This window comes from Phocaeicola sp. (genome assembly GCF_057861905.1).
The window spans coordinates 14,304-31,182 of the sequence record NZ_DBMACV010000041.1; the positions used below are offsets into that span (position 1 = coordinate 14,304).

12 protein-coding genes and 1 other RNA gene are annotated in these 16,879 nt (G+C 44.7%); 8 read left to right on the forward strand and 5 right to left on the reverse strand.

Annotation, left to right across the window (positions count from 1 at the left end):
* The first annotated feature begins 12 nt into the window (after nt 1-12).
* Nucleotides 13-618, forward strand: coding sequence for a riboflavin synthase (locus ACZM60_RS09270; protein WP_021970469.1), 606 nt, complete (start codon nt 13-15; stop codon nt 616-618).
* Nucleotides 619-713: 95 nt separating this feature from the next.
* Here the strand turns inward: ACZM60_RS09270 and ACZM60_RS09275 are convergent, their stop codons facing one another.
* Both ACZM60_RS09275 and rnpB read right to left on the reverse strand, forming a co-directional pair.
* Nucleotides 714-2,024 carry a YihY/virulence factor BrkB family protein gene (locus tag ACZM60_RS09275; protein WP_489521346.1) on the reverse strand — a complete coding sequence of 437 codons (1,311 nt, stop codon included), beginning with the start codon at nt 2,022-2,024 and terminating at the stop codon, nt 714-716.
* 21 nt (nt 2,025-2,045) lie between these two features.
* An RNA gene (rnpB, locus tag ACZM60_RS09280) (RNase P RNA component class A) lies at nt 2,046-2,410 on the reverse strand.
* A 258-nt stretch (nt 2,411-2,668) separates the two neighbouring features.
* Between rnpB and ACZM60_RS09285 the strand changes: the two genes are divergently transcribed.
* The 6 genes from ACZM60_RS09285 (at nt 2,669) to ACZM60_RS09310 (ending at nt 9,662) form a co-directional block, all read left to right on the forward strand.
* Nucleotides 2,669-4,165 carry a trypsin-like peptidase domain-containing protein gene (locus tag ACZM60_RS09285; RefSeq protein WP_021971249.1) on the forward strand — a complete coding sequence of 499 codons (1,497 nt, stop codon included), beginning with the start codon at nt 2,669-2,671 and terminating at the stop codon, nt 4,163-4,165.
* Nucleotides 4,166-4,465: 300 nt separating this feature from the next.
* Nucleotides 4,466-5,977, forward strand: coding sequence for an acetyl-CoA carboxylase biotin carboxylase subunit (gene accC, locus ACZM60_RS09290; protein ID WP_021971248.1), 1,512 nt, complete (start codon nt 4,466-4,468; stop codon nt 5,975-5,977).
* An 11-nt stretch (nt 5,978-5,988) separates the two neighbouring features.
* Nucleotides 5,989-6,507 carry an acyl-CoA carboxylase biotin carboxyl carrier protein subunit gene (locus tag ACZM60_RS09295; RefSeq protein WP_021971247.1) on the forward strand — a complete coding sequence of 173 codons (519 nt, stop codon included), beginning with the start codon at nt 5,989-5,991 and terminating at the stop codon, nt 6,505-6,507.
* A gap of 4 nt (nt 6,508-6,511) precedes the next feature.
* Nucleotides 6,512-8,044, forward strand: a complete 1,533-nt coding sequence (locus ACZM60_RS09300; protein WP_489521347.1) for an acyl-CoA carboxylase subunit beta — start codon at nt 6,512-6,514, stop codon at nt 8,042-8,044.
* A 275-nt stretch (nt 8,045-8,319) separates the two neighbouring features.
* The gene (locus ACZM60_RS09305; protein WP_489521354.1) at nt 8,320-8,859 is read left to right on the forward strand and encodes a TlpA family protein disulfide reductase; all 540 of its coding nucleotides are present in this window, start codon (nt 8,320-8,322) and stop codon (nt 8,857-8,859) included.
* Nucleotides 8,856-9,662, forward strand: a complete 807-nt coding sequence (locus ACZM60_RS09310) for an N-acetylmuramoyl-L-alanine amidase family protein (RefSeq protein WP_489521348.1) — start codon at nt 8,856-8,858, stop codon at nt 9,660-9,662. Before ACZM60_RS09305 ends, ACZM60_RS09310 begins: the two co-directional genes overlap by 4 nt.
* Nucleotides 9,663-9,857: 195 nt before the next feature.
* Here ACZM60_RS09310 and scpA read toward each other — a convergent pair whose 3' ends face one another.
* Both scpA and mutA read right to left on the reverse strand, forming a co-directional pair.
* Nucleotides 9,858-12,011 carry a methylmalonyl-CoA mutase gene (scpA, locus tag ACZM60_RS09315; RefSeq protein WP_489521349.1) on the reverse strand — a complete coding sequence of 718 codons (2,154 nt, stop codon included), beginning with the start codon at nt 12,009-12,011 and terminating at the stop codon, nt 9,858-9,860.
* A gap of 4 nt (nt 12,012-12,015) precedes the next feature.
* Complete coding sequence (gene mutA, locus ACZM60_RS09320) at nt 12,016-13,884, reverse strand: methylmalonyl-CoA mutase small subunit (RefSeq protein WP_489521350.1); 1,869 nt, start codon at nt 13,882-13,884, stop codon at nt 12,016-12,018.
* Between the two features lie 178 nt (nt 13,885-14,062).
* On the opposite strand from mutA, the gene ACZM60_RS09325 reads away from it, so the two are divergent.
* Nucleotides 14,063-15,745 (forward strand): putative transporter, encoded by a 1,683-nt coding sequence (locus tag ACZM60_RS09325; RefSeq protein WP_489521351.1) that lies wholly within the window; start codon nt 14,063-14,065, stop codon nt 15,743-15,745.
* Nucleotides 15,746-15,849: 104 nt separating this feature from the next.
* Here ACZM60_RS09325 and ACZM60_RS09330 read toward each other — a convergent pair whose 3' ends face one another.
* Entirely contained in the window at nt 15,850-16,752 is a 903-nt protein-coding gene (locus tag ACZM60_RS09330) for an EamA family transporter (RefSeq protein WP_489521352.1), read from the reverse strand.
* Nucleotides 16,753-16,879 lie beyond the last annotated feature (127 nt).

Below are 16,879 nucleotides of genomic sequence, written 5' to 3' on the forward strand. Positions count from 1 at the left end.
ACAAGTGAAGTTATGTTCTCAGGAATAGTAGAAGAATATGCGGAGGTAGTAAAAGTGGTGAAAGATCAGGAGAACCTGCATCTGACGTTGAAATGTTCGTTCGTTGATGAACTGAAGATTGATCAGAGTATTTCTCATAACGGGGTTTGCCTGACAGTGGTAAGTATTCAGGATGGAACTTATACGGTTACAGCCATGAAGGAAACCATCGACCGCTCGAATATCGGTCTGCTCAAGCCGGGCGATAAGGTGAACGTGGAGCGCAGTATGCTGATGAACGGTCGTCTGGATGGTCATATCGTTCAGGGGCATGTGGATCAGACCGCTACTTGTGTGGCAATAGACGATGCTGAGGGTAGCTGGTATTTTACGTTTAAGTATGCTTTCGATCCGGAAATGGCAAAACGTGGTTACTTTACGGTAGACAAAGGTTCGGTTACTGTCAACGGAGTCAGCTTGACGGTCTGCAATCCTACGGAAGACACTTTTCAGGTTGCCATCATTCCTTATACCTATGAACATACCAACTTTCATACATTGCATGTAGGAAGTGTTGTTAATCTGGAATTTGATATTATCGGCAAGTACTTGAGCCGTATGATGCAGCTTACAAAATAATTGCATATATAGAAAGGAGAAGAGCAAAAATGATTCACGTGTTTCATTTTTGCTCTTCTTTGTTATTGGGGTATTCCGTCGGATGGAGGCTGTTCTTATAGGTCTTTTAGTAATACCTGACTGTTGTTGTAGATGTATTCCTGACGCGCATGTTGCAGTATTTTCCAGGATTCTGAGTATTGCCGGCGGTCTACCTTGAAGTCTTCGGAGCCGGTGGAATCCAGTTTTTTCAGCAGGATACCTACTGTCAGCTTGTTTGTGTCCATTCCCGGCAGGTAGCGTATGTCGCCTTTCTTTTCTTCTATGGTTTCGTAAATGAGGTGTATGTCCTGCAATTCATACAAAATTCGTTTGGTCAGCCGGATTGGTATTTTATATTGCTTGCTGATTTCTTCGGCCGAATAAGGTTTCTTTTCTTCTGCAAAGTTCTTGCAGATAGCCGAGAGAATGATGGTGCAGAAGAAATCGTGATAGCGGCGGCTGATGTGTTCTGTTTCTTTTCCGAAATCGAATGATTCCAGATTCTGGCTGATGTAGCTCATCTCGGCACCGAAGAGGCAGATGGTCCACGAAATCTGAGTCCATAACAGGAACATCGGGATGGCAGCAAAGCTACCGTAGATGGCATTGTAGTTCGAAACCCATATCTGGCTGTTTACATAGAAGAACTGAAATGCCTGAAAGGCTGTTCCTGCCAGTATACCCGGAAACCATGTGTGTTTCAGCTTGACTTTGGTGTTGGGTATAAAGATATATAGTCCGATAAACATTCCCCACGTCAGTGCATAAGGGGTGAGCCTTACCAGAAACTTCAGGATAGGGGCAAGTACCAGAAAGTTATCCATGCTTTTTATGTAGGTTGTCATGAAGATGGTCAGACCACTTGAGATAACAATCAGTAACGGTAAAAGCAGGATCATGGAAAAGTAATCTGTTATTTTCCGGAAAACTGAGCGCGGCCGTTTGACTTGCCAGATTGCATTGAAGCTTCGTTCGATGTTGTCTGTCAAGATGAGTACGGTCCATAGTAACATGATTAAGCCGATGCCGATGAAGATGCCGCTTTGTGCATGCTCCAGATAAGAGTTTATCCACGAAATAATCAGTTCGCTTTGCTGGCTTGCTACTCCCTGCCGGAGCTGGATTTCCATCAGGGTGTCGAAGCCGAACCCGCGTGCTATGGCAAACAGGATGGCAAGTATGGGGATGATGGATAGCAGTGTGCTGTATGTCAGGGCAGATGCCCGGATCTGAATGCGGTCATTCAGGAACTGGTTGACAGAAAGATAAACGATTTTAATGCATGAATATAACTGACGCCGTATGGGGGATACCTCATCTTCGGTTATTCTCCAGATTCCGTCGGTGAGGAATTGCAGCCAGTTTTTTATTTTGGTATAGTTCATGGCGGTGAGGTTTCGATGAAAAAAAGCAGTCGGTCTATAAGCCGGGTTCTGTTCTTTGTGCTGAAGCGCAAAGTGTCTGTCATTTATCTACGCTCACTGTTACCAGTAAGCTCTAGCGGTCTACCCTCCGACGTGGGGCGAGCAACCCTCGTTAATGCCGGTTTACATGACCTTACAACTCCTAAGATGCACAGCCCGCATATCGCTATACGTCTGGTAGGCTCTTACCCTACCTTCTCACCCTTGCCTCTCCGGTGTGGACAGGCGGTTATTTTCTTCTGCATTACTCTACCTTTGCAGGCAGCTTTCTGTTAGGAAGTAGGATGCTCTGTGTTGCCCGGACTTTCCTCTTGTACAAATGTACCAGCGACAAACCGACCAACTGCTTTCTTGTTGCAAAGGTACGTAAATAAAATGAATTTATGACATTTTTGTCAGAAATATCTGTTTACCCTGCAAACTGTCTGGTAATGAATGTAAAATTGGCAGGCGGTAGTCGTTAACTGCGGTTAACGGATAATATTTCTTTGTTAAAAGAGAGAAAAAAGAGGCGATGCCGAGTACAATCGTATGAATTTTGTTCTACTTTAGCAAATGAAATGTTAAACAACTATTGAAATTAACAATTTAAACGATATAAACGTATGAAAAAGACAACTAAAATCGCATTAGGGGCAGTCGCAGTAATGGCTGTCAGTGCAGGAGTGGCAGGAGTTACTACTTATACTCTTATGCAATCTAAGCAGGATAAGAATACGTCTTTCTATGATGAATTTCAAACAGCGTCGAATGCTCGTTATGCTGCCTTGGATGCATCAAGCATGCAGCCGGTCGATTTGACTAAAGCGGCAGAGAGCTCTCTGAACTCTGTTGTACATATAATGTCTGTACAAAGAAGTAAGGTTAAAACCATACAGGGACAGCCCGATATTTTCGATTTCTTCTTCGGCGACGGACGTGGACGTCAGCAGCAGGTACAGACTCCGGAACAGCGTGGTTTTGGTTCGGGCGTAATTATTTCGAAAGATGGTTATATCGCAACCAACAATCATGTAATCGACGGAGCTGATGAAATATCTGTCAAGTTGCACGACGGACGCGAGATGAAGGGACGTGTTATCGGTGCCGACCCGACTACCGACCTTGCTTTGGTTAAGATTGAGGGAGATGATTTCCCTGCTATACCGGTGGGCGACTCAGATCGTCTGAAAGTGGGCGAATGGGTACTGGCTGTAGGTAATCCGTTCAATCTGGGATCTACGGTTACGGCTGGTATCGTCAGCGCCAAGGCTCGTGGACTGGGTGCCAACGGTGTAGAATCGTTTATCCAGACCGATGCGGCTATCAACCAGGGAAACAGTGGTGGTGCGCTGGTCAACGCCAAGGGTGAGCTGGTAGGTATTAATGCCATGCTGGTTTCTCCTACCGGAGCTTATTCGGGATACGGATTTGCTATTCCGACCAGCATCATGACAAAGGTGGTAACCGACTTGAAGCAGTATGGTACTGTACAGCGTGCCTTGCTGGGTGTTGCCGGACGTAATATGGGTGACGAAACTTATCCGGATGAAATCCGTAAGGAACAGAAGGAACTGGGTATCAACGAGGGTGTACAGGTTGTTGAAGTAACCGAAGGCGGTTCGGTAGACGGTATCCTGAAGGTGAACGATGTTATCATGGAACTGAATGGCAAGAAGATAAAGACTATGGCCGAATTACAAGGTTCACTTGCTAAATATCGTCCGGGTGATAAGGTTACCTTGAAAGTATGGCGTGAAAAGAAAGAAAAGAATTTCACTGTTACATTGAAGAATGCACAGGGTAATACCAAAATTGTAAAGAATGCCGATATGCAATTGTTGGGTGCTGCATTCCGTGAAGTGCCTTCCGATTTGAAGAAACAGTTGAATTTGGGCTATGGTGTACAGGTAACAGGTGTAAGTGAAGGCAGAATGGCCGATTGTGGTATCCGTAAAGGATTTATTATCCTGAAGGCAAACGGCAAGCAGTTGAAGACAGTTCAGGATCTGGAAGAGATTATGAAGTCTGCTTCTCAGTCGCCCGATCAGGTATTGTTTATGGTTGGTGTATATCCATCGGGTAAACGTGCCAACTATGCAGTCGACTTGTCGCAGAATTAAGAATAGATTAAGGTGATTGTTTTTAGGTAAAGAAAAATAAATTTAAGGAGAAGTCCGGGGAGCTGTCAAGTTTCCCGGGCTTTTTTCGTTTTGTCACCTCGACTTTGCGTTTTCACCCTTTTTGCGAATGTAAGCCTACCAATAGGTAGGTATTTTATGCTAAATTCCTTCCCATGGGCAAAAAAAGAAAGGATAATTGGAACGGTATATCTTTTTTTGCTAATTTTGCACAGATTTTGGCTGCGTGTGCCGAATGACGCGGCGGCGGCTTAAACGAAGATAATAACTAAAACATAAAGCATGATACACAAGGTATTAATCGCTAACCGTGGCGAAATTGCTGTGCGCGTGATGCGTTCTTGCCGTGAAATGGGCATTCGTACCGTGGCAGTCTTCTCGGAAGCCGACAGAACGGCACGCCACGTACTTTATGCAGATGAGGCTTGCCTGATTGGTCCGGCAGCATCTCGTGAGAGCTATCTGAACATTGATAAAATTATCATGGCGGCTAAGCGTCATGGAGTGGATGCAATTCATCCGGGATATGGTTTCCTTTCGGAGAATTCCGAATTTGCACGTCGTTGTCGTGAAGAAGGAATCATTTTTATCGGTCCCGATCCTGAAACAATGGATGCTATGGGCGATAAGATTTCTGCACGTAAACATATGATTGCTGCGGGGGTTCCGGTAGTTCCAGGTACGGAACAGCCTTTGCAGAGTGTAGAAGAGGCTAAGGAAATCTGTAATCGTATCGGTTATCCGGTTATGCTGAAGGCTTCTATGGGTGGAGGCGGTAAAGGTATGCGCCTTATTCATAATGAGTCGGAAGTTGAGGAAGCTTACAATACAGCTCGTTCGGAATCGATGTCATCGTTTGGCGACGATACGGTTTATCTGGAAAAATTCGTAGAAGAACCACATCATATCGAGTTCCAGATTCTGGGAGATAATTATGGCAATGCTGTACATTTGTTCGAACGTGAATGTTCTATTCAGCGTCGTAACCAGAAAATCGTGGAAGAAACTCCTTCTCCATTTGTTACTCCCGAACTTCGTCAGAAAATGGGTGAGGCTGCTGTGGCTGCTGCCAAAGCTGTAAATTATAAAGGAGCTGGAACAATTGAGTTCCTGGTCGACAAGCATCGTAATTTCTATTTCCTTGAAATGAATACACGTCTGCAAGTTGAACATCCTATTACTGAAGAAGTGGTAGGTGTAGACCTGGTTAAGGAACAGCTTCGCATTGCTAATAATGAACCTCTTCATTTCAAGCAGGAAGATTTGAAACAGCGTGGTCATGCCATCGAATGCCGTATCTGTGCCGAGGATTCTGAAAACAATTTCATGCCTTCGCCGGGTGTTATCCGTCAACTGATGGAACCGAATGGTATCGGTGTGCGTATCGATAGTTACGTATACGAAAGTTACGAAATTCCTATTTACTATGACCCGATGATTGGTAAGCTGATTGTATGGGCTACTACCCGTGAGTTCGCTATCGAACGTATGCGTCGTGTGCTGTATGAATACAAGATTACGGGTTTGAAGACGAATATCGGTTATTTGCGTCATATCATGAATGTTCCCGACTTTGTAGAAGGACATTACAATACTCTGTTTATCCCCAAACACCAGGATATGTTGCGTAAATGGGCAGGTCAGAAAGAAGAAGAAACTGAAAATATCGCAATGATTGCAGCATACATCGATTATTTGATGAATCTGGAAGAAAATAATTCAGGCTCTTCTGATAACCGTCCTATCAGCCGCTGGCGTGAATTTGGATTGAAAAAAGGTGTATTGCGAATTTAAAGAAGATATTTATGGAAATACATATAGGTGACAGAGTGGCTGACGTTACACTGGTCAGCAAAGAAGGCAATAAAGTACAGTTGACTATCGATGGTGTTCCTTACGATGTGGATATTGTAATGGCAGAAAACGGTAGTTGCTCTATCTTGCATGAGGGAAAGTCGTACAACGCCGAACTGATTCGTAAGGAAGGTGGAAAGAGTTATACGGTAAACGCTCACTACCAGTCATATAATATCGATATCATAGACTCACAGGCTAAATACCTCCGTATGCGTAAGAATGCTGACGAGAAACAGCAGGATAAGATTGTTTCTCCGATGCCGGGTAAGGTTGTGAAGATTCCGGTGAAGGTAGGCGACCGCTTGCAGGCTGGCGATATCGTAGTTGTAATTGAAGCTATGAAGATGCAGAGTAATTACAAGGTAAACAGCGAATGTGTTGTAAAGGACATACTTGTAAATGAAGGCGACTCTGTAAACAGTAACCAGGTTATCATGACTCTGGATGTAGTAAAAGAAGAAAATTAAACTTATGACAACAGCAGAACAATATAAGAATTTTGAGGAGCTGGATAAGCTGGCTTCTCAAGGCGGAGGAGTAGAGCGTGTAGAAAAACAACATGCTAATGGTCATATGACTGCCCGCGAACGTATCGATATGTTGCTTGATAAAGGTACGTTCAATGAAATAGATAAATTGGTTATCCATCACTGTACCGATTTTGGTATGGATAAAAAGCATATTCCGGGTGACGGTATCGTTTGCGGTTATGGTAAAATTGATGGTCGTCTGGTTTATGTATATGCTTACGACTTTACTGTATATGGTGGTACGTTGAGTGCTACCGGTGCACAGAAGATTGTAAAGGTACAGCAGTTGGCTTTGAAGAATGGTGCTCCGGTTATTGCTTTGAATGACTCGGGTGGTGCTCGTATTCAGGAAGGTGTAGGAAGTATCTCTGGATATGCTTCAATCTTCTATCAGAATACAATTGCTTCGGGTGTGATTCCGCAGATTTCGGCTATCCTCGGTCCGTGTGCAGGAGGTGCTTGCTACTCACCGGCGTTGACCGACTTCATTTTCATGGTGAAGGAAAAGAGTCACATGTTCATTACAGGTCCGGATGTTGTAAAGGCTGTTACTCACGAAGAAGTAGACAAGGAAGAATTGGGTGGTGCTTATACCCATAGCAGTAAGAGTGGTGTGACTCATTTCCTTTGCGAAACAGAAGAAGAAACTTTGATGAGCATCCGCGAATTGTTGAGTTTCTTACCTTCCAATAACATGGAAGATGCTCCTTCTATCGCTTGCACAGACGATATCCGTCGTGCAGATGAATCACTGATGACAGTTATTCCTGATGATCCGAACATGCCGTACGATATCAAGAATATCATCGAACTGGTAGTCGACAATCATTATTTCTTCGAGGTTATGCCTCATTTTGCCAAGAATATTGTCGTTGGTTTCGCTCGTCTGGGCGGACGTTCGGTAGGTATCGTTGCCAATCAGCCGGCATATCTGGCAGGTGTACTCGATATCGATGCTTCAGATAAGGCTTCTCGTTTCATCCGTTTCTGCGACTGTTTCAATATTCCAATCGTTACTTTCGAAGATGTTCCGGGATTCTTGCCAGGATGTACTCAGGAACACAACGGTATCATCCGTCACGGAGCGAAGATTGTATATGCTTATGCCGAAGCTACAGTGCCTAAGATTACAGTGATTACACGTAAGGCTTACGGAGGTGCGTACATTGTGATGAACAGTAAACCTATTGGTTCTGATGTAAACTTCTCATATCCTACAGCCGAAATTGCTGTAATGGGAGCCGATGGAGCTGTAAACATTCTGTATCGTAAGGCTACTCCGGAAGAAAAGGCTAAGGCTGTAGAAGAATACAAAGAGAAATTCTCTAATCCGTATCGTGCAGCTGAACAGGGTTATATCGATGAGATCATCCTTCCGAAGGATACTCGTTACAAACTGATTCAGGCTCTTGAAATGACTCAGAACAAGAGTGTAAGCAATCCTCCGAAGAAGCATGGTAATATGCCTTTGTAATTGGAAGGAATAATAGCATAAAAAGTTTTTAAAACCATCTCTACTGATTGTAGGGGTGGTTTTATTTTTTGTGCAAAACGAATTGTTGCTGGATAAGATAATCGGTTAAATGTGCCAAATAGCCTTGAATCGATTCTTTAAATATGATTCTTAAAATAATATTAACGAATATTTAAACACGTTTGAAAGGGGGGGGCATCGGCTGGAAGTTTCCTTTTGATGTGTCGATTTTTTTGTATATTTGGGGGGCGATTATTAAAAACTATCAGTATATGATGAAAAAATGGGTAATGATGGCAGCTTTGTTTGGCTGTCTGTTTGCTGGAATATCTACTGTAAGGGCTCAGGAAGTTACTCCCGATGAAGTAGGATATATAGTAAAAGTGGGAGATGAGGCTCCCGATTTTGAAATGACACTGACCGATGGGCAAAAGATTAAACTATCCTCTCTGCGTGGAAAGGTTGTCATGCTTCAGTTTACGGCAAGCTGGTGTGGTGTCTGTCGGAAAGAAATGCCTTTCATCGAACGGGATATCTGGCAGAAACATAAAGATAATGCTTCATTTGCACTTTATGGCGTAGACCGTGATGAACCACTGGAGAAAGTGAAAGCATTTGCCAAGCAGACGAAGGTTACTTATCCGCTCGGACTCGACCCCGGAGCAGATATATTTGCTAAATACGCTGTCCGGAATGCAGGCATTACTCGTAATGTCTTGATTGATAAGGCGGGAAAGATTGTGATGATGACACGTCTGTATAATGAAGAAGAGTTTTCGGCTCTGTGTAAAAAAATAGATGAGTTATTGAAATGACACAGATTAGGTATATATTACTCATCTTGTGTTGTCTGGTAGTACTTCCCGGATTTTCACGGAAAAAGAAGGGTTCGGGTTACGAACCGTTGTTTGGAAAGTCACAGGCTGCTTATCAGATAACATCCCATTCGTTAGAGGGTGCAACGTTTTATTTAGTCAGCGGACATGGAGGTCCCGATCCGGGATGTATCGGTAAATATCATGGAAAGGAATTGCATGAGGATGAATATGCTTATGATATTGTTCTGAGACTGGGTAGAGAATTACTGAAGCGTGGTGCCAAGGTTCATTTTATCATTCAGGATAAAAAGGATGGAATTCGTAATACGGCTGTTCTGAATAACAGTAAGCGTGAAACTTGTATGGGTAAAACCATTCCTTTGAATCAGGTGGCAAGATTACAGCAGCGTTGCGATGCTATCAACCGTTTGTATTATAAGGATAAGAGCAATTATAAGCGTGCCATATTCATTCATGTGGATAGTCGTAGTAGAGGAAAGCAGACAGATGTTTTCTTTTACCATACTCCGGGAAGTAAGTATGGAAAGCGTTTGGCAGATCAGTTACGTCGTACATTTACGGCAAAGTACGACCGTCATCAGCCCAACAGAGGTTTTGGAGGTACGGTAAGTGCACGAAATTTATTTGTACTTCGCAATTCAACGCCTTATGCCGTCTTTTTGGAATTGGCCAATATTCAAAATGCACGCGACCAGCAACGTCTGGTCATCCCCGATAACCGTCAGGCATTGGCAAACTGGATTACGGAAGCTATAGTGCACGATTATAAGAAAAAATAATAATGCTATAATAAAAAAAGAATAGCGGAAGTTCTGATAAAAGGAACTTTCGCTATTCTTTTTATACCTGTGTCTGACTTTTGTTTTAATAGATTATGTCAGGCAGACATTCGTTTTTATTGTTACCTCAGAGAAGCCGATGAGATAGTGGCTTCTCTGAGGGTACATTATAGTTTACAGGTACTGTTTTAACTTTTAATCTTCTGTATTTTCAAGTAACAATTCCATTACCTGGCAAGCAGATTTGGCAACGGAAGTACCCGGGCCGAAGATAGCCATGACTCCAGCCTTGTACAGGAAGTCGTAATCTTGTGCCGGGATGACACCTCCGGCAAATACCAGAATATCTTCACGTCCCAAACGTTTCAGTTCCGCGATAATCTGCGGAATTAACGTCTTGTGTCCGGCAGCCAGTGAAGAAACACCTACTGCATGTACGTCGTTTTCTACAGCTTCACGTGCAGCCTCTTCCGGAGTCTGGAACAACGGTCCCATATCCACATCGAAGCCGCAGTCGGCAAATCCGGTAGCCACTACCTTCGCACCACGGTCGTGTCCGTCCTGTCCCATCTTGGCAATCATTACACGCGGACGGCGACCTTCTTTCTTTGCAAATTCTTCGGTCAGTTCGCAAGCTCTTGCGAAATCTGCATCCTTTTTACTTTCTGATGAATACACGCCTGAAATAGTTCTGATTACTGCTTTATAACGTCCTATGACCTTTTCGCACGCGTCGGATATTTCTCCCAGTGTGGCACGTACGCGGGCAGCTTCTACAGCCAGTTCCAGCAAGTTGCCTTTGCCGGTACGTACACATTCGGTAATAGCTTCCAGTGCTTTATCCACCTCAGCCTGATTTCTTCCTTCGCGCAGACGGCGTAAGTTTTCTATCTGTTCCTGACGTACAGCCGTATTGTCTACTTCCAGAATATCGATCGGATCTTCCTTCTCCAGACGATACTTGTTCGTACCTACGATGGTCTGTTCGCCCGAGTCGATACGAGCCTGCGTGCGGGCAGCCGCTTCTTCGATACGCATTTTCGGAATACCGGTTTCGATAGCCTTAGCCATACCACCCAGTTTCTCGATTTCCTGAATATGTTCCCATGCCTTATGAGCCAGTTCGTTGGTCAGCGCTTCCACATAATAAGAACCGCCCCACGGGTCAACGTTCTTGCATATCTGAGTTTCTTCCTGAATGTAAATCTGTGTGTTACGTGCGATACGTGCGGAGAAGTCAGTCGGCAGGGCGATTGCTTCATCCAAAGCGTTGGTGTGCAGTGACTGAGTATGTCCCAGTGCAGCAGCCATCGCCTCGATACAAGTACGTCCTACGTTATTGAACGGATCCTGTTCCGTGAGCGACCATCCCGAAGTCTGCGAGTGTGTACGCAGTGCAAGCGATTTCGGATTCTTCGGATTGAACTGTTTTACAATCTTGGCCCACAGCATACGTGCGGCACGCATCTTGGCAATTTCCATGAAATGATTCATACCGATAGCCCAGAAGAACGACAGACGAGGAGCGAAAGCATCGATGTCGATACCCGCAGCTACTCCGGCACGCAGATATTCCAGGCCGTCGGCAAGTGTATAAGCCAGTTCGATATCGGCAGTGGCACCCGCTTCCTGCATGTGATAACCCGAGATAGAGATTGAATTAAATTTCGGCATCTTCTGAGAAGTATACTCAAAAATATCCGAAATGATCTTCATGGAGAAGGCAGGCGGATAAATATAAGTATTACGCACCATGAACTCTTTCAGAATATCGTTCTGGATGGTACCTGCCATTTCTTCCAGCTTGGCACCCTGTTCCAGTCCTGCATTGATGTAAAATGCCATGATAGGCAGTACAGCTCCGTTCATGGTCATGGAAACAGACATCTTGTTCAGTGGAATACCGTCGAACAATACCTTCATGTTTTCCAGCGAGCAGATAGAAACACCTGCCTTACCTACGTCGCCCACTACACGCGGATGATCGGGATCGTAACCACGATGAGTCGGAAGGTCGAAAGCAACCGACAGACCTTTCTGACCGGAAGCCAGATTACGACGGTAGAAAGCATTCGATTCTTCGGCAGTAGAGAAACCCGCATACTGGCGGATCGTCCACGGGCGGAACGTATACATCATCGAGTACGGACCTCTCAGATAAGGAGGAATACCCGCAGCATAGTTCAAGTGCTCCATGCCCTCCAGGTCTTCTTTCGTATAAACCGGCTTCACCTGAATCTGTTCCGGCGTTCTCCAATTGGCCTTGATGTCATTGGCCTTTTGCCATTCCATACCATTTTGAGGCTGGAATCCGGCATATATGTCGATATTTTTAAAATTCGGTTTCATAGCATTACTTAATTCCTAACTTTTCATTATATTCTTTCAAGGTTTCCAATACGTTGCAGCGTACATGGATAAAGTTCTCTATACCGGCAGCTTTCAGTTCTTCCATGCAGGCAGGAGCTCCTGCTACGATAAACATAGCTCTGCCGTTTACTGCCTTGAATGCCGGGATGGCATATTCGGCATACTCATCATCGCTCGAACAGATTACAACGATGTCGGCATGAGCTTTCATGGCTGCTTCCACACCTTCTTCTACAGTCGGGAATCCCAGATTATCTATTACTTCATATCCGGCACAAGCCAGGAAGTTGCATGAGAATTGAGCACGAGCCTGACGCATGGCAAGGTTTCCGATAGTCAGCATAAAGGCTTTCGGACGCTTGCCCGAATGTTCGGTCTGCAGGCGGAGAGCTTCAAATTCACTGGCAGCGCGGCTGGTTTCCAGTTTGGCGAAAGAAGCTTCTTCGTCGTGAGAATGTCCGCTTCCGCAGCCACATTTGTATTCCAGCGGAGCTTTATCCCCTGCCAGTTCGTTAAAGTTAGGATATTGATTGGTACCCAGTAAGATTTCCTTGCGTTTGGAAACCGCTTCGTGGCGTGCCTTATTGCTCGCATTTACAGCATTCTGTACGTTTTCTGCCAGTACAGAATGTACCATACCTCCCGCATCTTCCACTTGAAGGAACAGGTCCCATGCCTGCTTGGCGATAGAAACAGTCAGGTTCTCTATATAATAAGAACCACCTGCCGGATCGACAATGCGGTTCAGGTGCGATTCCTCTTTCAGCAGCAACTGCTGGTTGCGTGCAATACGTTCCGAAAAATCATTGGGAGTTTCGTAGGTCTTGTCGAACGGACTGACCGTAATGGAGTTTACGCCGGCGATGGCAGCACTCATGGCTTCAGTCTGCGTGCGAAGCAAGTTTACATGTGCATCAAACAATGTCAGGTTGAAGCTGGATGTTTCGGCATGAGCTAACATTTTACATGCACATTCACATTGCGGATTGTAAGCCTTTACGATATCTGCCCATAACATACGTGCCGCACGGAATTTGGCAATTTCCATAAAATAGTTGGAACTGATGCCGAAATTGAATTTGATTTTCTTCGCAGCCAGGTCGACAGGTACTCCGGCTTCAGTCAGGCGGCTTAAGTATTCATTACCCCAAGCCAGTGCATATCCCAGTTCCTGATAAATATACGCTCCGGCATTGTTCAGTTGAAGAGAATTGACAGCTATGCAGCGGAAGTGAGGATAGTCGGCCAGCGTTTCCACCAGTTCTTTAGCTTTCGATATGATCGGGCTGACATCTTTTCCGTTTTGCAACATTTTGCCTATCGGGTCAAAGTTCAGCGAACCATGCAGTTTTTCCGGATCGTAGCCTTTTTCCTTGAAATAAGCGACAAGCAATTCCGCCAGTTGGACAGTATGACGCTGGCAGGTTGTGAAATTAAGTTCTATGCAGTCGCAGCAAATATCTTTCAGTAAAGTGGCAATATATTCGGCGTTCAAATCGTTGGCTTTTATATGGAACCCCAGCGAGTCGATACCTTTGTTCAGTAAATCGAGAGCTTTTTTGTTCGCTTCTGCAGGATCTTCTACTCGAATGTCCTGCCGGATATACCAGGTATTATCATCTTTCTTATTACCTCTTATAAATGGAAATTCTCCAGGAAGTCCTTCCGTTGTTTTTAGTCCCTCCAAATCCTCTTGGCGGTAAAACGGTTTTACTTTAAATCCTTCGTTAGTTTTCCACACCAGTTTCTTTTCGTAATCGGCTCCTTTCAGGTCGACCATGATTTTATCCATCCATTCTTGCGTAGATACGGGGGGAAAATCAGAAAAGAGTTTTTCTTTACTATCTGCCATAGTGAATGAGTGTTTATGATATTATGATTTAAGTTAGTTGGCACGGAGGTTGGAACCCGTGCGAGGCAAATATACAAATTTATTGCACATCGCAGCAAAAAGTGAGTATTTTTTTAGATTCAATGTTTGACTGATTCTTTTTAATTGTCTACATTTGTGACGCTTAAAAAATAATATTATGAATTGGCTACAAGATTTGTTAACTAATCCCGACTCCATAGCACACATTGTCGCATTGTACGCATTTGTGATTGCCGCCGGAGTTTTATTGGGAAAAATCAAAGTCTTCGGCATTTCCCTGGGTGTTACCTTCGTACTCTTTGTGGGAATCCTTGCCGGACACTTAGGATTTACAGGAAATCAGTCCATTCTTTCCTTCTTGCAGGATTTCGGATTGATTCTATTTGTGTTTTGTATAGGCTTGCAGGTAGGTCCTTCCTTCTTCTCGTCTTTTAAGAAAGGAGGTATCAGGCTGAACATGCTGGCCATGGGTATCGTCGCACTGAATATTGCAGTGGCCCTGATTATCTATTACGCGTTGCAAGGGCGGGTAGACATTCCGATGATGGTAGGTATTCTTTGCGGAGCTGTGACGAACACTCCGGGACTGGGTGCCGCCAACGAGGCTTTGCAGCAACTGCATTATCAGGGACCTGAAATTGCGATGGGATATGCATGTGCTTACCCGCTGGGTGTCATGGGTATCATTCTTTCGCTGATTGTTATCCGATATATCTGTCGGGTGAACCTCGACAAGGAAGCGGACGATATTCAGAAAGAGGAAGAAGCCAATCCGCATCTGAAGCCTTACAACCTTGCTCTGAAAGTTGAAAACGCTGCATTGAGCGGAAAGAAGCTTTCACAAGTGCAGAACTTCCTGGCAAGAGATTTTGTCTGCTCCCGTATTTTGCAGGACGGACACGTACACATTCCCACTGCCGATACCGTATTGCGACTGGGAGATGAAATGAACATTGTATGTGCTGAAGACGATTCGGAGGCTATACAGGCGTTCATCGGTTCGAAGGTAGAAGACGTAGACTGGGATAACCAGAGCAAGCAAGACAAGCCGATGGTTTCCCGCCGTATTCTGGTTACACAGCCTGCGATAAACGGAAAGACACTGGGTGAGCTTCATTTCAGCAATATGTATGGAGTAAACGTAACGCGTGTCAACCGTTCCGGTATGGATTTGTTTGCTGCAAGACAGTTGATTCTTCAGGTGGGCGACCGTGTCATGGTAGTCGGTCCGCAAGATGCCATCGAACGAGTTGCCGATTTGCTGGGTAATCAGTTGAAGCGTCTGGATCATCCTAACATCGTGACAATCTTCATCGGTATCTTCTGTGGTATCTTGTTTGGTAGTCTTCCTATTGCGTTGCCGGGTATGCCTACTCCGGTGAAGCTGGGTCTTGCCGGAGGTCCGCTGATTATTTCTATTCTTATCGGACGTTTCGGACACAAGGTCAAGCTGGTAACCTATACCACCATGAGTGCCAATCTGATGCTGCGTGAGGTGGGACTGGTGTTGTTCCTTGCCAGTGTCGGTATAAAGGCAGGCGGCAATTTTGTCCAGACGGTAGTAGAAGGTGACGGACTGTTGTATGTAGGTATCGGATTCCTGATTACATTTATTCCGTTGCTGATTATCGGAATGGTAGCCCGCTGGCGACATAAGATTAACTATTTCACCTTGATGGGACTGATAGCCGGTAGTAATACTGACCCTCCTGCATTGGCTTATGCCAATCAGATTTCAGGTAACGATGCACCGGCTGTAGGATATTCTACTGTATATCCGCTTGCTATGTTCCTGAGAATCCTCACGGCTCAGTTGCTTATTCTGCTGATGGCAGGATAACGTGCCGATGATATACAAAAAACGTCCCGACGAATGAATGAAAACATGCCGATGTTTCTTTCCATTCGTCGGGACGTTTTTTTATGCTTTCGGGCAATTGGCTTTTAACGGCTTCCCAGATAGAGGAAGAACATACCGATAAGCACCAGTATCAGGTCGATAACCTTACTCTTCAAGTTCTTTTCATGGAACAGCATGGCCCCGAACAGGAACGATACGATGACACTGCCGCGGCGTACCATTGATACAATGGAAATCATGGAATCTTCCATACTCAGTGCATAAAAATAAACGAAATCGGCAGCCGAGAGGAAGACGGAAATCAGAATGATGCACCAGTCCCAGCGAAAAGGAGTCGATGTTTTCCGTTTAGGCCACCACAGAAACATCAGCACACCGCCCATCAGGAAAAGCTGGTAGATATTATACCACGCCTGAACTTGCATATTATTGAACCGTCCCATCAGGAATTTATCGTATAGTCCGCTTATGGCTCCCAGTACAGCAGCAAGCACTACAAAACATATCCAGCGGTCGTGCTTGAAGTCGATACCCTCTTTCTTTCCCGAGCGGCTCAGCATGAAGAATGAGATAATCGCCATGAGCACACCAATCCACTGATACAGGTTGAGCCGTTCGCCGAAAATCAGCATCGCACCCACGAGTGTCATGACGGGACGTGTGGCATTGATAGGACCTACAATGGTAAGTGGCAGATGCTTCATACCGAAATATCCGAATGTCCATGAAGACAAAACGATGAACGACTTCAGCAGAATAAATTTATGAACTTCCCAGCCCCCCAGCTCGGGTACATAAAAAAGAGAACCTTGCAGCGTCTGTGGTGCAAAGTGCGACAACAGAATAAACGGAAGGAAAATAAGACTTGAGAACAATGTGTTGAGAGCCAGTACCGGAAGTACGGCATTGTTACTCAGTGACTTTTTCTTGAATACATCGTAAAAGCCCAGCAGTGCCGCCGAGCAAAAGGCTAATAGTAACCACATAATTTTTTATATCGCTTTATAAATTCGGCTGCAAAGTTACTACAAAAAAGTGAAATGCGGAAAGATATAGTGATAGAATTGAGTTACAAGGGTTTTGGTTGAAGTGGCGATAATCCGTGAAGCCATT